19 protein-coding genes are annotated in these 23,066 nt (G+C 72.8%); 9 read left to right on the top strand and 10 right to left on the bottom strand.

Annotated elements, in window-relative coordinates; genetic code table 11:
• Positions 1-189: 189 nt before the first annotated feature.
• The 3 genes from ACFUMH_RS04280 to ACFUMH_RS04270 all read left to right on the top strand — a co-directional run bounded on the left by ACFUMH_RS04280 (position 190) and on the right by ACFUMH_RS04270 (position 6,309).
• A complete protein-coding gene (locus ACFUMH_RS04280) occupies positions 190-2,451 on the top strand; it encodes a DUF262 domain-containing protein (RefSeq protein WP_378200916.1) in 2,262 nt (753 codons plus the stop codon).
• Positions 2,448-5,213, top strand: coding sequence for a Z1 domain-containing protein (locus tag ACFUMH_RS04275; protein ID WP_378200913.1), 2,766 nt, complete (start codon positions 2,448-2,450; stop codon positions 5,211-5,213). Before ACFUMH_RS04280 ends, ACFUMH_RS04275 begins: the two co-directional genes overlap by 4 nt.
• Before the next feature lie 298 nt (positions 5,214-5,511).
• Positions 5,512-6,309, top strand: coding sequence for a PD-(D/E)XK motif protein (locus ACFUMH_RS04270; protein ID WP_378200910.1), 798 nt, complete (start codon positions 5,512-5,514; stop codon positions 6,307-6,309).
• A gap of 14 nt (positions 6,310-6,323) precedes the next feature.
• On the opposite strand, the gene ACFUMH_RS04265 is transcribed toward ACFUMH_RS04270, so the two are convergent.
• Positions 6,324-7,874 carry a DNA cytosine methyltransferase gene (locus ACFUMH_RS04265; RefSeq protein ID WP_378200993.1) on the bottom strand — a complete coding sequence of 517 codons (1,551 nt, stop codon included), beginning with the start codon at positions 7,872-7,874 and terminating at the stop codon, positions 6,324-6,326.
• 20 nt (positions 7,875-7,894) lie between these two features.
• On the opposite strand from ACFUMH_RS04265, the gene ACFUMH_RS04260 reads away from it, so the two are divergent.
• Positions 7,895-8,470, top strand: coding sequence for a very short patch repair endonuclease (locus ACFUMH_RS04260; RefSeq protein WP_378200907.1), 576 nt, complete (start codon positions 7,895-7,897; stop codon positions 8,468-8,470).
• 293 nt (positions 8,471-8,763) lie between these two features.
• Entirely contained in the window at positions 8,764-10,341 is a 1,578-nt protein-coding gene (locus tag ACFUMH_RS04255) for a polysaccharide lyase family 1 protein (protein WP_378200904.1), read from the top strand.
• A gap of 110 nt (positions 10,342-10,451) precedes the next feature.
• On the opposite strand, the gene ACFUMH_RS04250 is transcribed toward ACFUMH_RS04255, so the two are convergent.
• Positions 10,452-10,988, bottom strand: coding sequence for a hypothetical protein (locus ACFUMH_RS04250; RefSeq protein ID WP_378200902.1), 537 nt, complete (start codon positions 10,986-10,988; stop codon positions 10,452-10,454).
• A gap of 140 nt (positions 10,989-11,128) precedes the next feature.
• Here ACFUMH_RS04250 and ACFUMH_RS04245 point away from each other — a divergent pair, with 140 nt between their 5' ends.
• Positions 11,129-12,211, top strand: a complete 1,083-nt coding sequence (locus ACFUMH_RS04245) for a spore photoproduct lyase family protein (protein ID WP_378200899.1) — start codon at positions 11,129-11,131, stop codon at positions 12,209-12,211.
• Positions 12,212-12,444: 233 nt separating this feature from the next.
• Positions 12,445-12,846, top strand: a complete 402-nt coding sequence (locus ACFUMH_RS04240) for a DoxX family protein (protein ID WP_378200896.1) — start codon at positions 12,445-12,447, stop codon at positions 12,844-12,846.
• Positions 12,847-12,879: 33 nt separating this feature from the next.
• Here ACFUMH_RS04240 and ACFUMH_RS04235 read toward each other — a convergent pair whose 3' ends face one another.
• The 7 genes from ACFUMH_RS04235 to ACFUMH_RS04205 form a co-directional block, all read right to left on the bottom strand.
• Complete coding sequence (locus tag ACFUMH_RS04235) at positions 12,880-14,016, bottom strand: AI-2E family transporter (RefSeq protein WP_378200894.1); 1,137 nt, start codon at positions 14,014-14,016, stop codon at positions 12,880-12,882.
• A 153-nt stretch (positions 14,017-14,169) separates the two neighbouring features.
• On the bottom strand, positions 14,170-15,783 hold the full coding sequence (locus ACFUMH_RS04230; RefSeq protein WP_378200891.1) for a polyamine aminopropyltransferase: 1,614 nt from the start codon (positions 15,781-15,783) through the stop codon (positions 14,170-14,172).
• Positions 15,784-15,785: 2 nt separating this feature from the next.
• Positions 15,786-15,992, bottom strand: a complete 207-nt coding sequence (locus ACFUMH_RS04225; RefSeq protein WP_378200888.1) for a DUF350 domain-containing protein — start codon at positions 15,990-15,992, stop codon at positions 15,786-15,788.
• Positions 15,993-16,019: 27 nt separating this feature from the next.
• Positions 16,020-16,727, bottom strand: a complete 708-nt coding sequence (locus ACFUMH_RS04220; protein ID WP_378200885.1) for a hypothetical protein — start codon at positions 16,725-16,727, stop codon at positions 16,020-16,022.
• A 29-nt stretch (positions 16,728-16,756) separates the two neighbouring features.
• Positions 16,757-17,101 (bottom strand): S-adenosylmethionine decarboxylase family protein, encoded by a 345-nt coding sequence (locus ACFUMH_RS04215; RefSeq protein WP_378200882.1) that lies wholly within the window; start codon positions 17,099-17,101, stop codon positions 16,757-16,759.
• A 133-nt stretch (positions 17,102-17,234) separates the two neighbouring features.
• Positions 17,235-17,669, bottom strand: coding sequence for a hypothetical protein (locus ACFUMH_RS04210; protein ID WP_378200879.1), 435 nt, complete (start codon positions 17,667-17,669; stop codon positions 17,235-17,237).
• A gap of 291 nt (positions 17,670-17,960) precedes the next feature.
• Positions 17,961-18,842 carry an alpha/beta fold hydrolase gene (locus tag ACFUMH_RS04205; RefSeq protein WP_378200876.1) on the bottom strand — a complete coding sequence of 294 codons (882 nt, stop codon included), beginning with the start codon at positions 18,840-18,842 and terminating at the stop codon, positions 17,961-17,963.
• A gap of 89 nt (positions 18,843-18,931) precedes the next feature.
• Between ACFUMH_RS04205 and ACFUMH_RS04200 the strand changes: the two genes are divergently transcribed.
• Both ACFUMH_RS04200 and ACFUMH_RS04195 read left to right on the top strand, forming a co-directional pair.
• Positions 18,932-19,375 (top strand): MarR family winged helix-turn-helix transcriptional regulator, encoded by a 444-nt coding sequence (locus tag ACFUMH_RS04200; RefSeq protein ID WP_378200873.1) that lies wholly within the window; start codon positions 18,932-18,934, stop codon positions 19,373-19,375.
• A gap of 223 nt (positions 19,376-19,598) precedes the next feature.
• A complete protein-coding gene (locus ACFUMH_RS04195) occupies positions 19,599-21,206 on the top strand; it encodes a beta-1,3-glucanase family protein (protein ID WP_378200870.1) in 1,608 nt (535 codons plus the stop codon).
• Between the two features lie 92 nt (positions 21,207-21,298).
• Here ACFUMH_RS04195 and ACFUMH_RS04190 read toward each other — a convergent pair whose 3' ends face one another.
• Entirely contained in the window at positions 21,299-22,873 is a 1,575-nt protein-coding gene (locus tag ACFUMH_RS04190; protein ID WP_378200867.1) for a PQQ-binding-like beta-propeller repeat protein, read from the bottom strand.
• Positions 22,874-23,066 lie beyond the last annotated feature (193 nt).

Here is a 23,066-nt window from a genome sequence, read left to right as displayed (position 1 = left end):
CGCCCCGCGCCCGTCTACAGCGGCCGAGGGACGTCGAGAAGCACGGCGACGTTTCCTTGCCGGGATGTAACTTGCCGCGCTCTCCGCCGCGACCCCTGCCCTGTCGGGCGCCACGCACGAAGATCGCTCCTGCACGCGCGCCGACGCCGGTCCTCAACCCGCGTGAAGTAACTTCCGATGGTTGTCGGGATGCTGTTCGAGGAGGCACGTGTGGCGGTCTACGCGAGCGCGACGTCCAAGGCCGAGGCCGTCGCCCGCATGTACTTCCTCGCCGGTCAGGAGGTCGAGCCACTCGGGCCGGGGAGCAAGGAGAAGCGAGCGGCGCTCGAGGCGCTCGGGTCGGCGATCGGTCTCGACGTCAGCGCAGCGGCAGGCAAGCCCGAGTGCGGGGCGATGATCGCCGCGCAGCTCGGCGTGGTCTGGGATGAGGCGTGCTTCTCCCGTGGCGACTCGATCACGCTCACGGGGCTGAACCGGCTCGTCGACGCAGCCGTCGCCCGGTTGGTGGACTCCCGGCAGGGATCGCCGCGGACGATCGAGACGCTGATGACTCTGCCGCCCGCACCGCGTGGGCCGCAGGCTGAACAGGAGAACGAAGCCTTGACCCCTGATCTCACCGAGCACGAGCAGAACGCGTCGGAGCTCATCGCGCAGCTGAGCCGGCCCGGTGAGGTGCCCGAGGGAGTCCGCCCCGCCCCCGAGAGAATCACGGCCGACATGGTGTCGTTCGGTGACGGCGGCGCATGGCGCGGCAGGCTGGCGATGGTCCAGGACTGGCTGCAGCTTCCCGCGCCGCTCGACACCGCGTCGTCGGACGCCTTCGACGCCAGCCTGGCGGACGGTCTGCTGCTCGAGGACGGGCACGACCGGACCCACATGGCGACGCTCCTCCCCCGGCTCGTCGAGAGGCTGGAGCGCGCGGTCGCTCTCCGAGAGGCGTTCGACGAGGAGATGGAGCTGGCCGCCGAGGGCGGGGCGACGCGCACCACGGCGACGCAGCGGTGGAGCGACGCGTGGGAAGAGGTCGTCGAGGACGAGGAGGGAGAGGGTGGAGGCCCCATCCACGCCCAGGCGAAGACGTGGTCGATCACGCAGTTCGCCTACTACGCCTCGAGCGGGCAGCTCAACCTGAGCCCCTCCTACCAGCGGGCGGACGTGTGGCCGACGCAGGACGCCCAGATGCTCATCGAGTCCGTGCTCCGCGGCGTCCCGCTGCCGTCGGTGATCCTCCTGGAGATGAGCAACGAGCAAGGAACGGTGTACGAGGTCGTCGACGGCAAGCAGCGGCTGACGTCGATCCTGCGGTTCGTCGGACGCCACCCGAAGGCGCTCGCTCTCGTGCGGCGGAAGGCGTCGGAATGGTCTGAGCCGGGCCCCGACCTGGTCCGGACCTTCCAGGAGGACTACCCGGCTTTCAAGAAGCTGTGGAAGCAGCACGAGACCGTGCGGCTCACCGCCCAGGTGGAGCGGGACAACTACTTCCCGTTCCCCCTGCGCGCCGGCGAGGTCAGGGCGCTCGGCGGCGAGCTGGCGAAGTTCCGTGGGAAGTACTACTCGCAGATCCGCAACGAGCGGATCAGCGTCGTCGGCGTGCCGCACTCGGTACTCGAGGTCTTCGAGCTGCAGTCCGACTACCAGGTGCCCGTCATCGTCTACACGAAGGTGACGACCGACCAGATCCATGAGGTCTTCAAGCTCTACAACAAGCAGGGCAAGCACCTGAACGCCGAAGAGATCCGGAACGCGCAGTACCACCGCCTCGACCTCATGAAGGCGCTGCTGGTGACGGCCGGCGACGCCGACGACGTCGCCGAGATCGCGCCGTTCCTCACGGACGACTGGACCGACCTGTCCTCGACGTCCCAGACGCTCGACCGCTACGGCTTCGGTCGAGCCGGGTACAAGCGCACGAAGCTGCTGTCGTGGGTCGCCTCCGTGCTCTTCCTGGACAAGGACAAGCCGGAGACGAGGTCCACCGCGAGCCAGGTGAACGCCCTGCTCGAGCGGGTGGCGCAGCAGCCGACGGACCGCCTGCGATCCGTTCAGGCGGTCAAGGACGCGATGCTCCTGCTGGACCACGGGATCGACGCGCACGCGGGCGCAGCCGCGGACATGTGGGCGCAGTCGTTCCGCAACGCGCAGGGCCGGGGCAAGTGGCAGGAGCTCCAGCTCGTCGCCTCGATCATCGGTCTGTGCGCGGCGCGTGCGGTCGTCGGGGACGACCTCGACGACCGCGTCGACGAGGTGGCTCACGACATCCGTGACGCGTCCGCTCGCTGGTCGCGTCCCACGAAGACGCAGTCGAGGGAGCAGTGGCGTTTCATCGCGCGCGTCGTCGGCGACCTGCTCGAGATCCTCGACATCGACCCTGGGGATGCGCACCGGCAGATCGCCGACCGTTTCGGCGAGTCGGGGCTCCAGGCCCTGCTCGACGTCGCAAGAAGAGCATGACCGCGAAGCACCGGCTCGAGCTCGAGCATGTCCGGCGGGTCGACGCACCGGCGGAGCAGACCTGGTGGTCGGCGTACGAGGCCGCCCTCGTCGCCTCTGGTATCGGTACCCGGAGCCGTGAGGTCCTGGAGATCGACGCCGAGCACGTCGTGGAGCGGGGGATCTTCGGCAGCGGTCAACCCGGTGACGCCCGGTGGCCGGCGTCGCGGGAGCGTCGAGGCCTCGTCATGGGGGCGGTCCAGTCCGGCAAGACGGCGTCAATGATGGCGGTCGCCGCCAAGGCCCTCGACCGCGGCGTCGACGCGCTGGTGATCCTCGGAGGGACGCGGACGGCGCTGTGGGCGCAGACCTTCGAGCGTCTCCGACGGCAGCTGGACACGCTCGAGAGGCGTGATCGTCGGCGCGAGCTGATGCCGCGGGCGGACCTCCTTGCAGCCGGAGGCGGGACCCCTGCCGACTTCTACGCCCTGCCGCTGCCGCGAGCCCGGCGCCTCGTCGCGAAGCAGCGACCGTTGATCGCCGTCGTCATGAAGAACGTCGCGCACCTCGAGCAGATGTCGACGGCGCTCGCCGACCTGTACGAGGCGGGTGTGGAGGCCGGTCGACCGTTCCACGTCCTCGTCATCGACGACGAGGCCGACGACTCGTCGGTCGTCGACGCGGCGGCGGAGGCCGGCGACGAGTGGGACTTCGCCCGACGCAAGCAGGTCCCGCTGCGCATCCTGGACCTGTGGGAGAGCCGGTCGACGCCCGGCGAGACACGCGCCCCTCACGTGTACGCCACCTACGTGGCGTACACGGCCACCCCTCAGGCGAACTTCCTCCAGGATCCGTCCAACCCGTTGGCGCCGCGGGACTTCGTCGCCAGCCTCCGGACGCCCGGGCCCGACGGGGTGGTCGAGGAGCGGAGCTCCTCGTTCCGGGTACCGGAGGGCCCGCGCGGGTGGTACACCGGCGGCGAGATCTTCTACAAGACGCTCGCCTCCGTGCCGCTCTGCGTGGCCGTCGACGAGGAAGATGCCGACGAGGTCCTGCGTGACGCGGTGCGCGCCTACCTCGTCGCGTGCGCGGCCCGCATCGAGCGCCTGGGAGTGCCCTTCGGCCCTCGGACCGCCCGCGAGACGGTGTTCGCCGACCAGGACCAGGCGAAGGCGTTGCCCCCGATGTCGATGCTGGTGCATCCGACGTCGACGAAGGAAGGTCACTTCGAGGCCGCGCACCGCCTGCTCGCCTGGTCGTCCCGCGACGCGGACGAGCCCCTCGACGTCGTCCATGAGGCTGAGGGGCGCTATCTCGACGCCGGGCGGTTGACGGCTGACCTCGACGAGTCACCCGACCGGTGGCGCAGGTGGCTCGAGGAGTACGCACGGTCGTCCGGCGTGTGCGCAGACGCGTTGGGCGCGTGGGACGTGTTCGCGGTACCCACTCCCGACCGGTGGGAGGAGATCCGCCGCCTGCTGGTGGAGGAGGTCATCCCGGGCACCGCGGTGGCCGTGATCAACAGCGACGAGCAGGCGGACGACCGGCCCGACTTCTCGCCGCGCCGCACGGACGACGGGTGGCGCGCTCCTCGCAACCTCTCCACCATCTTCGTGTCAGGGAACGTCATGGCGAGAGGCCTGACGCTCGAGGGGCTCAGCACGACGCTCTTCACCCGATCGTCGAGCAACCCGTTGGCCGACACCCAGATGCAGATGCAGCGTTGGTTCGGCTACCGGGGCGACATGATCGACCTGTGCCGGGTCTTCATGAACCGCGAGCAGGTCGATCTCTTCACGGCCTTCCACGAGAACGACGAGGCGCTGCGCCGTGACGTGCTCGTCGCGATGTCCGGCGACGCGGCTCTCCCCGACGTCGAGGTCCTGCAAGGTCGCGCGTTCCGCGCCACCGGCAAGATCGCGAACGTCCGTGGTGTCTCGCTCTTCCCGGGGGCGCGTCCCTTCGTCCGGCACCTCACTCCCGCGGCCGTCGCGGACGCCAACACGGCACTCATGGCCGACGTCTTCTCCTCGCCCGTCGTCGAGGTGGAGGACCAGCTCCGGCGCCAAGGTCTCCTGCTCGCCGAGCCGCTCGACCTGGTCGCGACGGCCGACCTGCTCGACCGGTTGTCGTACGACGACCACGGCCCAGGGCCGGCGGGGCCCGAGGCCAGCAGATGGGCCTCGGTCGGGAACCACGCCGAGCTGACCGAAGCGGACCGCACGTACCCCCTGTACCGCGCGCCCTCTGTCGAGGGCGGCGTCGAGCTCGGCAATGCGTCGCCGTACGCGATAGCCGCGTACCTGCGCACGTGGGCGGCGTGCCTCGACCGCCGCGTGCCCGGGATGGTGACCACCGACGAGCCGCCGGTCCTGTGGAGTCTCGTGGACCTCGAAGGGCGACGGCGTCGAGCGCCGCGGTTCCACATCGGTCTGCGGTTCGGCAACGGAGCTGTGCTGGACGGCGGCCCGCTCGGCGCCCTTCCGTTCCAGGTCCGGCCGATGGCGCGGGCGCTGTCCGGGAAGAACGAGGTGGGCTCCGCCTGGGGCTCACGCAACGCCGACGGCGGACGCCACTTCGGCGACGAGTTCTTCGACGCACGGATGCTCGGCCTCGATCCGGTGGTGACCACAAGTGGGGCGAGGCCGGAAGGCAGCGACGGACTCGTCCTCTTCCACCTGATCGACCGCGGTGAGGGCCGTGTGTCCCTCGCGGTCGGGCTCAACATCCCCCTCGGCGGACCCGACCACGTGGCAGCGACCGTCGGCGGCATCGATGCCTGACAGCCCGGTCGACGCCTTCTTCGAACGCCTCCGTGACCGCCTGGAGGGTCTCGGGCGCGCGGGCTCGCACGATGCGCGCGAGCTCGTCTGGGCCGACGACGGGCGTCACGTCGCGTTGGCGCGTGACGAGCACGGGCGTGTCGAGGTCTTCGTGGTCGGTGCCGAGCTCGTCGCCTCGACGCGTGTCGTCCGCGACAACCTGGTCCATCACTCGTGGGCGGCGTCCGACGGGTCCGTCTTCGACGCGTCTCGCGTCGTCTTCCCGGCGGACGCCCACTTCGACGGGGTGGCGGCACTGGTGTGCACCGAGCTGGTGCGGCACGGGGTCGCTCGCGACACGCAGTCGGCGTTCGCCCGGACCGAACCGGTGGTCGCGCTGGCCCTGCGCAGAGCGGCGATCGGTGACGCCGCGATCGTCGGGCTCGCCGGCGAGCTCCTCGTGCTCGATGCCTTGCTGAACGTCGTCACGCCGGGCGCGGTGCCGGATGTCCTCGACGCATGGAAGGGGAGCGCCCCGTCGTCCCGGGACTTCCAGCTCGGGGACGTCGGCGTCGAGGTGAAGACGACGACCGCGAGCGACTCGGTGCACCACGTCACCGGGGTCCACCAGGTGGAGCCGGGCACGTCGGTGGACGGAACACCTGAGTCGGCGCTCTACCTGCTCAGCCTCGGGATCCGCTGGCTGGGGCGAGGGGCCACGGGAGGGTTCACACTGCCCGGCCTGGTCGACTCCGTGGTGGCACGGGCGCACGGCGCGGGTGTCACCGAGGCGGTCGTGGACCAGCTCCTCACACGCGTCCGGCAGTACGGGGGCGACGCCGGACTCGGCTACGACCATGCGTCCGACAGCCAGCTCCCACGCTTCCTCCAGCCGTTCGAGGTGCGCTTCGAGAGGCTGTACGACATGGGTGACGACGACATCCACGTCCTGGACAGTGCCAGCCTGGCAGGCGCGACCCACGTGGACGCGTCGACGGTCGAGTTCACCGTGCGCCTCCCGCGCCGTGTCCGGGGCGACGTCAACCCCGTCAGCGGCTTGCGTCAGATCGCGCGCGCCATCACTGCCCGAGCCCACCTGCCGACCAAGCAGGCGTGAACCTCCGGAGACTCCTACGCGGAGACGGGTAGACCGTCGACGAGACGCAGGTCCGTCCTGACCGACACGCTCGTCGGCGGCGTGAGCCGTGCGCCTCGGACGCTCTCGACCAGCGCGGCGGGAAGGTCGGCCGCGTCGCGCAGGACGTGCTCGCGGAACACGTGCCACGCCGCTCCGACCGCGACCCCGTTGCCGACCTGCTTGTACGACGCGGAGTCCCGTTGGTCGCCGAGGGTGAAGGAGCCCGGGAAGCCCTGGAGGCGAGCCGCCTCGTGGGGCGTGATGCGTCGGCGTCGGGGTCCGTGGACGGACGTCTGGTTGATCGCCACCAGGGCGGGGAGGTAGGTCGCGTCCTTCGCCCGGATGCCGGACGGACGGAAGTGCATGACGGTGTCCCACAACGACGTCGCGTGCCGTGCCTGCCACTCCAGCTTCCGGCGGGACGTCGGGAACCGCTGGAACTCAGGGTGCCCGCCTCGCCAGTCGTCGACGACCGAACGGTTGTCGTCGTAGAAGCGCGCGTTCTTGAGCAGGATCCTCTGCTTCCAGACGGGATGGTGATCCATCTCGTCGGCGGTCAGCGTCCGCTCGGGCACCCACGCGTCAGCCCACAGGGGGAAGCCCGGCAGCCGCAGACCGGTCCGACGGCGCATCCGCTGCACCAGGTCTTCCCACGCGTCGATCCACGCGGTCTCGTCGGCATCCAGGCGGTAGCGGAAGATGTCGCCGATGGACTCGTCGGGATCCATGATCCAGTCGGTCCGCCAGCTGTCGACGGACCATCCGTCCACCGGTGTGCGCGTGACCGTCCGCGCCGGCTCCTCCCCTGCGGCCAGCTCTTCCCGGACCCGTCGGGGGCCGATGAAGGTACCGAGGATGAAGACACGGTCCCGCACCTGGGGGGTGCCACCGCGCCAGGGAGGGAGAAGGTGAGGGGAGAAGACGGTCGGTTGCGCGGACACCCGGTACCCGATCTCCCGCAGGGTGCGGATGATGATGTCCCACTCGTGCGCGTGACGCGGGCCGGCGATGTTGCGGACGTTCTCGAGGAGAACCACCGAGGGCGTGGTCGCCTCCAGCACCCGCGCGATGTTCCAGAACAGCGTGCCCCGGGCCTCCTCCATCCCCCGCTGGTGCCCAGACTTCGAGAAGGGTTGGCACGGGAAGCCCGCGGCGAGCACGTCGTGCGCCGGCACGCCGACCGGGCGTCCCTCGGCGGTGTCTCGTCGGATGTCCTCGTTGACGACGGGACGATCCTGCTCCGGCAGGGGGTCGACCCAGTTCCGCACGTAGGTCGCGCGCGCCTCGCGATCGATCTCCGAGACGTAGACGCAGCGGCCACCGGCGTGGTCGAGCATCGCGTGGAAGCCGCCGATGCCTGCGAACAGGTCCGCGTACCGGAACGCGGGCACGGAAGAGGCGGCCACGGGGCTCAGCTTAGCTGATCCTTCAGCTGTCGGTACGGCGGCGCGACGGTCCCACCTCCGCACGACGACCTCCTCGATCTCACGAGGTGCCCTGTGCTTCGCTCGTGGTACGACGTCGCAGATCTCAACATCGACCACCGACAAGCCCGGAGGCGCGCATGGCCGGTTTCGCGGTGCCGACGCACCCAGGCTCGTCGTCGGAGGCGGTGTCGCGACGGATGTCGAGCGCGCGCCGGCGAGACACCGCTCCTGAGATGCTGCTGCGCCGCGAGCTTCATCGACGTGGCCTGCGGTTCAGGGTCGTCATGAAGGTGCCCGGCAACAACCGGCGGACCATCGACATCGCGTTCACCCGCCGACGGCTGGCTGTCTTCGTGGACGGATGCTTCTGGCACGGCTGCCCCGACCACGGCACGGCGCCGAGGTCGAACGGCGAGTGGTGGGCCCGCAAGCTTGCCGCCAACGCGGCTCGCGACGCAGACACCGACCGTGTGCTCACGGAGGCCGGTTGGGGCGTGCTGCGGATCTGGGAGCACGTACGCGTACACGACGCCGCGGACCGCGTCCAGGCCGCGATCTCGGACGCGGACGCGCACTCCTCCAGGGAGTCTGACGCGCTTGCGCCCGCTGCCGGCCTGGCGACGGGCGCGTCTGCGGGCGGGTCCGATGGCGCGAGCTCCGCGCCCTCGGTCGCTTCCGGGCGGTTTTCGACTGCAGCTAATAGTGGTACCTGACTGCAAGGAATATCTGCATGGATGCGGCGGCCGAGCGCTCCCTGCGTAGCGCTCGCGGGGCTGTGCCGCGGTCGACCGATCTCCGCGAGCGTCGTCCTCGCCGGAGCGGCCGTGTCGACGCGTCCCCCGTGTGCAGAAGCCGCGCGAGCCGATGTACGAAGCGTTTCACCGCCCAAACTGGCCCTTGCGGATCGGGAAAGCGGTCTCCTACGGTCGAGAAACCGGTTACCGAGCGCCGATCGGCGCCGTGCCGGTGCAGTCCCCACTTCAACGACGAAGGTGAGACGACGACGATGACTCGACCCACAGCCCTGAGGTCGCTCGCGGCCGGGGCCTCGCTCGCGCTCGTGGCGGCGGCCGGGGTGACCGCGCTCGCCGCCCCCGCGGCGCACGCCGTCACCGGCAGCGCGACCGGCTTCGCCTCGCAGAACGGTGGCACGACCGGCGGCGCCGGCGGGCAGACCGTGCGGGCGTCCACGGGCACCGCGATCCACGAGGCGCTGTGCGCCCGTCCCAGCACGAGCACGCCGATCACCATCCAGGTGTCGGGCACCATCACGGTCGGCAACACCGCGAAGGTGTCGGGCAGCGGCTGCAGCACGGCCGCCGGCGTGATCGAGCTCAAGGGCATCAGCAACGTGACGATCGAGGGCGTCGGCTCGGGTGCGACGTTCGACCAGATCGGCATCCACATCCGCGACTCGAGCAACATCATCATCCAGAACGTCACCGTCAAGAACGTGAAGAAGTCGGGCTCTCCGACCTCCAACGGCGGCGACGCGATCGGCATGGAGAGCACGGTCCGCAACGTGTGGGTGGACCACGTGACGCTGGAGGCGTCCGGCGGCGAGTCGGAGGGCTACGACGGCCTGTTCGACATGAAGAACGACGTCGAGAACGTGACGCTGTCCTACTCGATCCTGCGCAACTCCGGCCGCGGCGGGCTCATCGGCTCCAGCGAGAGCGACACGGGGAACGACAAGATCACGTTCCACCACAACCTGTACTCGAACATCGACTCGCGCACCCCGCTGCTGCGCGGCGGCCTCGCGCACATCTACAACAACTACTACGTCAACCTCAACGAGTCCGGCATCAACTCGCGCGCCGGCGCGCGGGCGAAGGTCGAGAACAACTACTTCGAGGACTCGAAGGACGTGCTCGGCACGTTCTACACGTCCGAGCGCGGCGAGTGGCAGACGGCCGGCAACATCCTCGACAACGTCACGTGGTCGAGCCCCGGCGGCGACACGCGTCCGGCCGGTCCCGGCATGGCGTCGACGACGACCGTGAGCGTGCCGTACTCGTACCGCCTCGACGGCGCGAGCTGCGTGCCCGCCCTCGTGCGGGCCACCGCCGGTGCGAACACCGGCCTGCGTGTCTCGGACGGCTCCTGCTCCCCGCAGACGCCGTCCCCGAACCCGACCACCCCGGCGCCGAACCCCACCACCCCGGCGCCGAACCCGACGACGCCCGGGCCGAACCCGACCACGCCGGCGCCCCAGCCGGGCGGGACGAACCTCAGCCTCGGCGCGGGCGCCGACGGCTCCGGCAAGGGCGGCGGCACGAGCTACGGCAACGTCGTCGACGGCAACCTCTCGACGTACTGGTCGCCCAGCGGCTCGACAGGTCGCGTGTCCGTGAAGTGGGGCTCCGCGACGACCATCTCGTCCGTCGTGGTCCGCACGGCCTCCGGCGGCGGCAGCATCACGAGCTTCCGCGTCGTCAACAACGACACGGGCGCCGTGCTCGGCACCGGCGGCAACGGCGGGACGGTGACGTTCCCGGCGGTCTCGCTGAAGAAGGTCAACATCGAGATCACGGGCGCGTCGGGCACGCCGCGCATCGCCGAGGTCGAGACCTACCGCTGACGGGGTCGCGCCACCGCACGGTGAGCGACCACGCCTGACGCACCACGGCTGAGCGGCGGAGGCCCTCGGGACCGGTCACCCCGGTCCCGAGGGCCTCCCTGCGCGCGCGGTCAGTCGTCCTCCTGCGGGATCAGCGTGAGCGCCGTCATGAGCGCACCCAGGACGAGCGCGGCGCGCGTGTGCGCGAGCGGGCGGCCCTCGGCCAGCAGCCGCTCGCCGCGGCGGAAGACCCACCGCTCGAACGCGACGGTGCCGACGGTCGACAGCGCCAGGGAGCCGACGACCAGGCCGCCGACGAGCGCGGGCCGGAGGTCGCGCGGTGCCGGCGCGCCGTCGTCGGCCGTGCGGTTCTCGTCGACGGCGCGGTAGACCACGTCGGTGGCGTCGAGGCCCGTGGCGTCGGGCAGGTCGGTGCCGTCCAGGCGGAGTGCGCCGGTCGGCGCGGCGTCCTTCTGCTTGCGGGCGGCGATCATCGCGCGCATGTCGGGGATGCTGGCGGCGACGCTGGCGGCGGCGAGCGCCCCCTTGACCCAGCCGCGCGCGGTGCGCGAGCGGATGACGTCGGGGCTGGCGTAGTAGGCGGTGGTGGCCGCGCCCGTGACGAGGGCGGCCAGGACGCGCGAGCGGGGCGGCAGGTTCGTCGTCATGCCGCCATCGTCGCCCGGTGGTGCGCCGTGTCACACCCTCCTTCAGGACCAGATGGGACGACCAGGCCTCATCCCGGCGTTCTACCGGTGTGACGACAACGCCGCTGTCCGTCCCGCCCACCGCCTCGTCGACGACCACCGTGTCGACCCCCGTGCCGGCACGCCCGCGCTCCCTCCTGGACGTCCGCCGCATCTACGTCGAGCCCGAGGCGGCGGCGCTGCCCCGCGGGCAGGAGGTGCTGGCCCGCTGGCCCGACGCCGAGCGCGTCGAGGTCGCGTCGCACTGGAACATCCCCGAGCTGCACGGCGACGAGACGAACGTCGACCGCTGGGTGCGCATCAAGACCGAGGCGCTCGTGCTCGGCGTGAAGAAGTCGCTGGCCGCCCGGCCGAACGGCCGCTCGTCGGACTTCGTCGCGCCGTCGACCGCGAACGGCTGCGCCATGGCGTGCGCGTACTGCTACGTGCCGCGGCGCAAGGGCTACAGCAACCCGATCACGGTGTTCGCGAACATCGACCGCATCACCGGGTACCTCCGCCGGCACGTCGCGAAGCAGGGCGTCAAGACGGAGCCCAACCAGTGCGACCCGCACGCGTGGGTCTACGACATCGGCGAGAACAGCGACTGCTCGGTCGACGCGACGGTCAGCGACAACGTGCGCGACCTCGTCGACCTCTTCCGCGGCCTGCCCACCGCGAAGGCCTCGTTCGCGACGAAGCATGTCAACCGCGACCTGCTCGACTGGGACCCGCAGGGCCGCACCCGCGTGCGGTTCTCGCTCATGCCCGAGCGCATCTCGAAGCTCGTGGACGTCCGCACCGACCGGATCGCCGACCGCATCGCCGCGATCGACGACTTCGTCGAGGCCGGCTACGAGGTGCACCTCAACTTCTCGCCGGTGATCGTGCACGACGGCTGGCTCGAGGACTGGGCGGAGCTGCTCGACCAGGTCGCGGACGGCATCGGGCCGCGCGCGAAGGCGCAGCTCGCGTGCGAGGTCATCATGCTGACGCACAACCAGGCCCTGCACGAGGTCAACCTCGGCTGGCACCCGAAGGCCGAGCAGGTGCTGTGGCGCCCCGACCTGCAGCAGCCGAAGCGCTCGCAGACCGGCGGCTGGAACGTCCGCTACCGCACGGGCGACAAGGGCCGGTACGTCGGTGCGCTCACCGACCTGATCGCGCAGCGCCTGCCGGAGTGCCGGGTCCGGTACGCGTTCTGAGGCGGGTCGCGCCCGGATCCATCTGCTGACGGGTCCGGGGTCGGCGTGTCGTGCAGGCGTGTCGACGCGGTGAGGGGATCACTTCTGCGGCCGTACGCATCGTGTGCGCACGGCGTGCGTACGGCCGTGGAGAAGATCCCGTCTGCCGTGCCGACACGCCCGGACCGCTCCCGCACCCGTGCGGGGGACGGGTCGCCCGTGCGCCGGGGCGTCCCGCGGCGGAGGATCGGGCGGTGACCCCGGCACACGCCCCCACGCCCCTCGGCCGCGGCGCTCGCGGCCTCGTCGCCGCGTTCGCCGTCTCCGGCACGGTGCACCTCCTGCGGCCGCAGGTGTTCGAGCCGACGATCCCGCGCGCGCTGCCGTCCCCGCGGGCGCTCGTCGTGTGGTCCGGCGTCGCGGAGCTCGTGTGCGCGGCGGGGATGCTGCACCCGCGGACGCGGCGCCTGGCCGGTCCTGCCGCGGCGGCGCTGCTCGTCGGCGTCTACCCGGCCAACGTGCAGATGGCGGTGGACGCGGCCCGTGCGGTGCGGCGGCGGCGGACGCCCGCGCGCGTGGTCCGCGTCGTCGTGACGCTCGCGCGCCTGCCGCTGCAGTGGCCGCTCGTCGTGTGGGCGGCGCGGGCCGGACGCTGAGGCCCCGCGCCGGCCCGAGCCAGAGCCGACGCGTCAGACCGTCTCGGGACGCTTCTTCCGCGCGAACCGCGCCGCGAGCTCGGGCCCGTCCCACACCTGGACGGAGCGCCAGATCGCCGCGGCGATCGGCACCGCCAGCACCGCGCCCGTGATGCCGACGAGCACGGTGCCCGCGGTCAGCGCGAACAGGATGACCAGCGGGTGCAGGCGCAGCGCGCGGCCCATGACGATCGGCTGCAGGAAGTCGCCCTCGACCTGGTTCACCACGACGACGATCGCGATGACGATCAGCGCCTCGACGGGCCCGACCGCCACCAGCGTGACGAGGGCGGCCAGGATGCCCGCGAGCGTCGCGCCGACCAGCGGGATGAACGCGAGCAGGAACACCAGCACCGACAGCGGGATCACCAGCGGCACGCCCACGATCGCCAGGCCGATGCCGATGAAGACCGCGTCGACGAGCGCCACGATGGCTGTGCCGCGGATGTAGCCGCCGAGGGTGCGGATGGTCGCGTCACCGACGCGGCGGCCGCGCTCGTAGCGGTGGCCCTCGAAGGGCCGCAGCAGGAACTCCCACATCGCCGGGCCGTCCTTCAGGAAGAAGAACAGCACGACGATCATGATGAAGAAGCCGGCGACGAAGTCGGCGGTCTGCGAGACGCCCGCGATCGCGCCGGTGCCGACGGCGTCGGACTGCAGCAGGCTCACGGCGGACTCGCGCACCGACGCGATCTGCTCGTCGGAGATGTCGAACGGCAGGTCCTGCACGTACGTCTGCAGCGAGTCGAAGCCCTCCAGGGCCTGGTCGCGCAGCTCGCCCCACTGGTTCGCGACCGCGCGCACGACGAGCCAGAGGATCAGCGACAGCAGCGCGATGAGCGCGATCAGCGCCACCCACGTCGCCAGCAGCGACGGCATGCCGCGCCGGCGCAGGAACGACACGAGCGGCGAGATCGCCGCTGCGAGCACGAGCGCGATCAGGACGGGGATGACGACGAGCGTCAGGCGCGTCACGACGAAGCCGAACACGGTGATCACGGCGACGACGGCGAGCACCTGCAGCGACCGGGTGCCGACGCGGCCGAAGCCGTCCGACCACAGGCCGGGCGTGCGCCGCTCGTCGGCGGCGCGCTCGTCGGTGCGGACCGGTGGTACGGCGGGTGATCCCACGCGCGTCACCTCGGTGCTCGGACGGCGCGTGGCGGGCGGTGTGCGGCGGCCGAAGAGACCCATCGCCTGTCCTCCTGGTGCAGGTGCCGGCGGTCGCCGGACGAGCCGACGCTATTGCGGTCGCGCGCGTCCCGCGCGGTGACCGGCCGGCGGTCAGTACCGCCAGCGCGCCATGTCCTGCTGGTAGGTGCGGTGGATCGTCGGCGAGAGCAGGGTGGACGGCGGGACGTCGCGTGCGGGCGTGTCCGCCGGCAGGCGCGTCGTCGCCGCCAGCGACGCGGCGTCGTGGAAGCGCAGGCCGTCGGGCAGGGGCGTCGCCGCGAACGCCTGCGACCCGTCGCCGGGCAGCGACAGGGCGAAGCCCCACTCGCCGAACGACGGCACGTTGACCCCCAGCGGCAGCACCGTCCGCCCGGGTGCGCCGTCCCGCATCGTCGCGACCACCTGCCAGAAGGCGCCCGGCGTGAAGTACGTCGACGTCGCCTGCGTGCTCATCACCCCGCCCGGGCGCAGGTGCGCCGCGACCATCGCGTAGAACGGCGACGAGTACAGCTTCGCGATGCGCTCGTTCGACGGGTCGACGAGGTCCACGAGCACCGCGTCGAACGTGCGGTCGGTGCCGCGCAGCCACGTGAACGCGTCGGCGTTGACCACCTCGACGCGCGGGTCGTCGAACGCGTGGCCGTTGAGGTCGCTGACCAGCCGGTCGTGCCGGCCGAGGTCCGTCATCGCGGGGTCGAGGTCGACGACGACGACCTCACGCACGGACGGGTACCGCAGCACCTCGCGCGCCAGCAGCCCGTCGCCGCCGCCGAGCACCGCGACCGACGTCGGTGCCGCGACCGACGTCAGGGCCGTGTGCGCGAGGGTCTCGTGGTACCGCGCCTCGTCGACCGACGAGAACTGCAGCTGGTCGTTCAGGTACAGGCGGGTGTCTCCCTGGTACGACGTCACGACGAGCTTCTGGTACGCGCTCTGCTCGTAGTGCAGCACCGGGTCGACGTACAGGCGCGTGTTGATCGCGTCCTCCAGGGCCGTCGCCGTGACGAGCCCCGCCACGAGCAGCACCGACACGGCCGCCGTCGGCCACGTCAGGCGCACCGGCCAGCCCATCCGCCCCAGCATGAACAGCGCGACGAGCACGTTGAGCAGCGCCACCGCGAACGCCGTGCGCACCAGGCCGAGCGTCGGCAGCAGCAGGAACGGGAACAGCAACGACGCCGCCAGGGCGCCGAGGTAGTCGAGCGCGAGCACCTTCGACAGGAGCGACACCGACTCGTCGCGACCGTGCTCCTTGAGCAGCGCCACGAGCAGCGGGATCTCGACGCCGATGCCGACGCCGATGAGCAGCGACAGCAGCGTGAACACGACCCACGCGAGGTCGGTCACGGCGTACGCCCAGAACAGCAGCAGCACCGACGCGCCGCCCAGCACCCCGAGCAGCAGCTCGTTGCGCACGAACGCGCGCCCGGGGGAGCGCGCGAGGCGGACCGCCAGCAGCGAGCCGACGCCCATCCCGAACATCGTCACGCCCGTCGCCAGCGAGAACGCGACGACGGAGTCGCCGAACAGGCTGGAGGCGGCCGTGCCGAGGATCAGCTCGTAGACGATCCCGCCGACGGCGACGAGCAGCGCCGCCGCGAACACGGTCGGGCGGTCGCCGCGGCGCGCGCCGCGGGGTCCCGGCGCGTCGGGTGCGCCGGGTGCGCCGCCGGGGGCGTCGACGACCGTCGTCGCGGCGCCGTCCCGGGCCGTGCCGTCGTCCACGGTCAGGAGGTGATCGTCCCCGCGACGATCACGCCGATCGCGATCGCCAGGCCGGCGATGACGACGCCGAACGCGACGTTGTGCTCGTCGACGAGCTCGCGGTGCAGGTCGAGGCGGAACAGCTTGTTGACGACGACCACGGTGATCAGCAGCAGCACGATGCCGATCACCGCGTACACGATCGTGGACAGCAGCTCGTCGAGGGCCATGGGTGTCTCCCGGGTCCGGTGGAGGGGTTACTTGCCGAGCCCGCCGACCCCGGTGACCGGGCGGCGGTAGCAGATCTGGTCCGCGTCCTCGGAGACGACCGTGCTGCCGGCGGGCGGCGCGGTCGCGAGGCTGCGGGGCGTGCAGTCGGTGCGGGTGTCGGGCGAGCAGGCGCCCGCGAGGTTGCTGAGGAGGATCACGGCGACGAACGCGCCGAGCACCCAGCCGCGGCGCCGGCGCGGCGCGACCACCTTGCCGAAGTGGTCCTTCTGCGCCTTCGCGTCGAGCTCGCGGCCGCGGTAGACGTCGAGGACGCGCTCGTGGAACTTCTCCACGGACAGCACGAAGCCGTCGCCGTGCAGCTCGGCGTACGCGACCTTCTGGCCCTTCTGCAGGTCGTACGTGAACGAGCCCTCGAGGTCACGGATGGTCCCCGCGCCGACCTCGCCGACGCGCAGCTGCTGCGGCCGGCCGTCGACCGTCGCCGTCACCTGCTGGCCGGTGCGCAGCTGCTCCGGGTCGAGGCGCTCCGGCACGTCCTCCGGCCAGTACAGCGTGACCTTGCGGGTGTCGTGGTCGTACTCCACCCAGTAGTCGAGGTTCGTGTAGCCGAGGAGCTCCCACTCCTCCCAGTGGTACCACCGGCCGTCCTCGCGGTCCTTCTCCGCGTAGACGACGACGCCGTGCGGCATCGACCGCCACGGCGGCGACCCCACGAGGGCCTGCCCGAGCTTCATGCGTGCCTGGTGACGTGCCATGCCGCGCCTCAGACCAGTGCGCGGACGTCGACGCGGGCGGCCCCGAGGACGTCGGCCAGCTCGGCGCGCGTGGCGTCGGCGAAGTCGTCGCCGTCGGGGCGCCGGCACGTCGTCAGCGTGACGTACGCCGTGCCGCGCTCGGGCCACGTGTGCACCGCGACGTGCGACTCCGCGAGGATCACCGCGACGCTCAGCCCCTGCGGCGTGAACCGGTGCGCGGCGTCCGCGCCGACCGGCGTCAGGCCCGCGCGGCGGACCACCGCGTCGAGGCAGCGGCGGACCGTCGGCTCGTCGTCGAGGCGCCCGGCGTCGGCGCCCGCGACGTCGAAGACGTACACGAGGTTGCGGTCCACGGGCGTGCGGCCTCCAGGCGGGGGTGGGGGGCGCGGTGAGCCTAGTGGAGGGGTGGGGGGACCTCGGACCAGGTCCACCCGTTCGCCGCGCCCGCCCCGCGGACGCGCGTCCGGCGGCATCCACGCCCACGGGTCAGGGCAGGTCGGGCAGGAGGCGCGTCACGTCGTCCCACCACGGGTGACGCCGGGTGAGCGCCCACGCGCCCGCGGTGAGGAGGCACGGCGTCACCCCGAGCACGAACATCGACACCCCGCCGGGCACCGCCTCATGCAGGTAGTAGTCGAGCTCTGAGGCGGCCATGACGGTCGTCGGGTCGGAGGACAGGTAGACCACCGGCGTGCCGGCCTCCAGCACGGGGGGCTCGCCGCTCGTCGCGACCCGGGCGTCGACGCGCCGGCCGTCGGCCGTGGTGAAGACGATGCGGCCGTCCGACGTCACCTCCGCCACCTGGGCGGACGTGCCCCTCGCCTGCAGGTCGACCGCGAGGTCGTGCAGGCGCATGTCCCCCGGGAGCACGACGATGACGGTGACGACGAGGACGAGCCCGATGGTGCAGAGGACCGCCACGACTCCACCGGACAGGCGGGCGAGCCTGCCGGCCGCCGGCGACCGGTCGCCCCTGCCGCTCCCGCCGTCCGACACGAGGGCAGTGTGCCGGGTGACGGGCGCAGGCGGGGCGACTCGACGAACGCCGGTCCGCGGCGTCGCCCGTGCGGCTTCGACGACGACAACCGCCCGCACCAGCACGCCGACCTCGTCACACCCGCGCCGACCTCGTCAGGCAGGTGTGACGAGGTGAGCGCCGGGGTGACGAGGTCGGCGGTGGCTGCCCGCACGCGTGCGCCGGCGGCCGCGACGTCAGAGCGACGCCAGGAAGTCGAGGAGCGCCGCGGCCAGGCGATCAGGCGCCTCGAGGGCGACGTGGTGGCCGACGCCGTCGAGCTCCACCGCCCGCACCGGCCCGCGGACGACCTGTGCGAGCGTCGCGGCGGTGAACGGTCCGCCGGAGCCGCCGACGGCGAGGGCCGGGATCGCCAGCGGCGTGTGCGCCCGGGCGCGGAACTCGTCGCCCTCGGTGAGCATCGACCGGTAGAGCCCGGCCGCGCCCTCCCAGCCGCCGTCGCGCGCGAAGGTGCGGGCGAGCTCGGCCACGTCGGCGTCGTCGACGGCCCCGGGGACGACGGTCATCGACGGGAACGCCCACTCACCGAGCAGCTCGCGCTCGCGGCCGGTGAGGAGGAGCCGCGCGATGCCCGGTGCGGCGAGCACGCCGATGTGCCAGGAGCCGCCGCGCGTCACGTCGGCGAAGCCCTCGAGGCCGAAGCCGGCGAGGCCCATCTCGATCGCGGTCAGGCTCCGGACGTCGCCGGGGTGGTCGCCTGCCAGCCGGTAGAGGGTGCCGCCGGCGATGTCCTGCCCGACGAGGTGCACGGGCCCGAGGTCGAGTGCACCGATGAGCGCGTGGAGGTCCTCGGCGGCGACGGCGCTGCTGAAGTCCGCCCCGGCGACCGCCGAGTCGCCGAAGCCGCGCAGGTCGACGGCGACGACGCGGTGCCGCTCGGCGAGGAGCGGGATGAGGCGATGGAACACCCACCAGGACTCCGGGAAGCCGTGGACGAGCAGCACCGGGTCCCCGGACGTGCCCACGGTGACGTGGTGCAGCGTCGTGCCGTTGACGTCCGTGGTGCGGTGGCGGGCGCCGGGGATGGTGGCGCCGGCCGGTGTGACAGAAGTGTGCATCGGAGTCTCCTCGATATAGACAACTAGGTTGTCAACCTACGAACGGGCAACCCGGTTGTCAATACTCCGACTCGCGGTAGCGTCGGGCCGTGACGACGTCGGAGGGTGCGCAGCTCGCCCGGCTCCTGCTCGGTGCCTTCGAGGCGATGGTCGACGAGGTGGCGGCCGAGCTCGGTCGCGCCGGCCACCCCGGGCTGACGGTGGCGAACGAGTTCGCCATGCAGGCGATCGACGCCGGCGCGGACAGTGCCGCGGACCTCGCGCGTGCGCTGGGCGTGACCCGGCAGGCCGCCGCGAAGACGATCGCGACCCTCGAAGGGCTCGGCTACGTCGACCGCGCGCCCGACGCCGCGGACGCGCGCCGCAAGCACCTGCACGTCACCGAACGCGGCCGCGAGGCGGTCGCCGTGGGCGCGCGGGCGTTCGACGACGTCCACCGGCGGTGGCGCGACGACGTGAGCGCGACGGACGCGTCCACGACGGTCGACGCGCTGCAGGCCCTCGTCCGGTCCCGCGCCCGCCGGTCCGGCTGACGTCCCACAAGACGTCCCATGACTCCAGTGCGATAACGCGAAAACAACCACACCTTCGGGCGACGCGCGCCTGCCGTCGCATATGTCAGGGTCGCTTACTAATTGCCCGACGGTGTGCGGCGGAGAGGTCGCGCACCGGGCGTCCGGGCGCGCCGTGTCGCGCGCCCGCACCCGCGAGCAGCGAGGCGCGCGGGCCCACCGGGGGGCGAAGGGACGACATTCGATGCGTCAGCTACGGACGTGGCTCACCGCGCTGGTCGCGGGAGCACTCTGTGTCATGGGGGCGGCCGCACCGGCGGCCGCGGTCGGGCCGGACCGGCTGCCGATCACGGTCGCGAACAGCTCGGGCCGCGGTGAGCAGGTGTACGTGCACGTGCTCGGCACCAACCTGGCGACCGGCCGGCTCGGCTGGGTCGACGCCGGCGGCACGTTCCGGCAGTGGCCGGCCGGGTCCAACCCGCCGTCGCCGGCGCCGGACAGCGCCATCGCCGGCCCGTCGAACGGCGGCGCGGTCACCGTGCAGGTGCCGCGCGGCTTCTCGGGCCGCATCTACTTCTCGTTCGGGCAGAAGCTGCCGTTCTCGCTCACGCCGGACGGGCTCGTGCAGCCCGCGCCGTGGGCGGGCGGCGACCCGACGCGCGACATCCTGTTCGACTGGAGCGAGCTCACCTACAACGACGCCGGCCTGTGGCTGAACAGCTCGCAGGTCGACATGTTCGCCGTGCCGCACTCCGTCAGCGTCACCGGCGCGTCCGGCCAGACGCGGACCACCGGCCGCCTGGTCGCGAACGGCCGCCAGCAGATCATCGACGCCCTGCGCGCCGACCCCGCGTGGGCGCGCAGCGTCGTCACGCGCGCCGACGGCACCGTGCTGCGCGTGCTCGCGCCCGGCAAGGCGGCGAGCGCCGGCCTCATGAGCACGACGTTCCTCGACGGGTACATCGCCTCGGCGTGGAACGCCTACACCTCGCGCACCCTCACGGTGCAGCCGTTCGGCGACCGACCCGAGGTCCGGTACACCGGCCGCACGTCCGGCACGACGATGCGGTTCACCGACACGTCCGGCCGTGAGGTCGCGGCGTTCCAGCGTCCCTCGTCGTCGGACGTGTGGGGCTGCGACGGCGCGCTGCACGCGCCGAACGACCAGGTCGTCGGGCCGATCGCCCGCACCCTGTGCGCCGCGCTGTTCCGCGGCACGCTCGGCACGAGCACCACCGAGCCGGTGCTCGACGCCGCGCAGTTCTACCGCAGCACGCCGCCCAACCTGTACGGCCGGGCCGTGCACGCCGCGATGGCCGACGGCCGTGCGTACGCGTTCGCGTTCGACGACGTCGGCGCGTTCGAGTCGCTCGTGCACGACGGCGACCCCCGCAGCGCGCGCGTCGACCTCACGTCCTTCACGGGCGGCACCACGACGAACCCCGGGACGCCGACGACGCCCACGCCCACCGGGCAGGCGCTCGTCAGCCGGTGGAACGGGAAGTGCCTCGACGTCACGGGCGGCGCCATCACCGCCGGCACCCGGGTGCAGATGTGGGAGTGCAACGGCACGGCCGCGCAGCAGTGGCGGCAGGTCGGCACGGCGCTGCGCGTCGGCACGGACCAGTGCCTCGACGTCGTGTGGGGCGGCACCACCAACGGGTCGCCCGTGCAGGTCGCGACGTGCAGCGGCAACGCCGCGCAGCAGTGGGTGCTCACCGCCGCCGGCGACCTCGTGAACCCGCAGTCGAACCGGTGCCTCGACATCGCGGACTGGAACGGCGCGAACGGCGCACGGGTGCAGCTGTGGGACTGCGGCGGCACCGCCAACCAGAAGTGGGTGCGCCGCTGACGCGCACCTGACGCGGCGCGCGACGCGGCCGCCGGTCACCCGCGCGGGGTGGCCGGCGGCCGTCGTGCGTCGTCGGCCCCCGCCCCCTCGCGTCAGCCGGCGCGCGCGCCCAGCACCGACAGCCGGTCGTCGTCCCAGCCGACCAGCAGCCCGCCGACCGACTGCACGCCGCGCACCCCCTCCGGCAGCGGCACGCTGCCCACCTCGTGCCCGTCCGCCGGGTCGAGCGCCACCAGCTCGCGCCCCCCGCCGCGGCCCTCGCGCGCCACGTGCAGCACCCGTCCGTCCGTCACAGGCGCGCCGACCGACCGACCGGACCCCTCCCCGTCACGCCGCCACAGCACCTCGCCGGTCGCGGCGTCGAGCGTCACCAGCCCCTCGCGCGTCGCGGCGTGCACGCGCCCGTCCAGCACCACCGCCGTCGACGTCTCGGCAGCCGCCACGTCCCAGCGGCGCTCGCCCGTCGCCGCGTCGTGCGCACGCAGGTCGCCGTCCGTCATGAGCAGCAGGCCCGGGGCGCTGCCGTCGTCGACGGTCGTCCACACCGCCGCGCCGTCGAGCTCGAGGTCGCCGTCCGGGCGGACGAACGTCGTCGACGACCCGTCCGTCAGCCGCAGGCCGCCGCGCACGTCGAAGCCCGCACCGACCTCCGGGTCGCCGCCGGCACGCGGCACCGTGCGCCGCACCGCCCCGTCCGCCTCCACGACCACGACGTCGCGCTGCCCCACCACCGCCGCGACGCCGTCCGCGACCACCACCTGCGCGCGCCACCACGGGTACGGGTCCCGCGCACCCGCCGACACCGGCACCCGCCACAGCTCCGCACCCGTCGCCAGGTCCAGGCCCCACGCCTCCGTGCCGCCGCCCGCCGGCGAGCCCGCCACCACCGCCACGCCGTCCAGCACGCCGACCGCGTCGGCGAACGTGCCTGCCACCGTGTCCGTCGGCACGTCCGCGACGACCTCCCCGTCCGCGGTCGCGAGGACGACGACGCGCGACGTCGTGGGCGTGCTGCGCACCCAGTCGTCGGCGCGGCGCACCTGCCACACGTCGGACGCGAGGCACGCGATGCGCGCCGGCAGCGCCGACGGCGGCGCCGGCGGGTCGTCGGCCGCCACGCACAGCGAGCCCACGGCGCGCACGTCGGCGGCGTCCTCGTCCGGCGGGTCGACGAGCGGCACGCGCCACCGCGTCGCGCCCGTCGCCGGGTCGAGCGCGACCACGTCCCGACCCTGCGTCGCGGCGGTCCGCAGACCCACGACGGCGTCCGACCACGGCCACGTCACCGCGTACGGCAGCTCGTCGCCGGTGGCCGACCACAGCACCTCGATCTCGGGCGGGACCGGCGCGATCACCCCCGGCACCGACGCGAGGCGGGCGTCCTCGGCGCGCTCGCGGGCGTCGACGACCGTCTGGGCGCCGACCGCCACCGCGACGAGCGCGAGGCCGGCCGCGACGGCGCCCCACAGGCGGCGACGCGCGGTCCATGCGGAGGAGCGTGGGTCCGGCGCGCCCGTCGTGACGTCGTGCGGTGAGCCAAAGCTCGGGCCGTTCGCGCCGTCGTCGGCCGCCGCGCGCGCCGGGCGCGGCTCGTCGGCGGGCGCGCGTCCGTCGGCGTCGTCGTCCTCGACGAGCTCGACGTCCGTCCTGCGCGCGGCGCGCCCCACGAGCCGACGGTAACCGCGACGGGCGCCGTGCACCGGCCGACCGGGGGCACCCGCCGCACGCCGGCCGTGTCGTGCCCGGCCGCCGCCCCCGGACGCCACCGTGCGGCCCGGCGCCCGGGCGACGGGCCGCCCGGGTGAAGCCCTCCGCGGGGGGGGGGGGGGCCGCGCTGCTGTCCGAGGCCGGGCGCGGCGC

It is taken from the genome of Cellulomonas sp. NPDC057328, assembly GCF_042667215.1.
Taxonomy (GTDB): Bacteria; Actinomycetota; Actinomycetes; order Actinomycetales; family Cellulomonadaceae; genus Cellulomonas.
The sequence above is the reverse complement of the archived record's forward strand: the minus strand, read 5'-3'. Positions and strand labels throughout refer to the sequence as shown.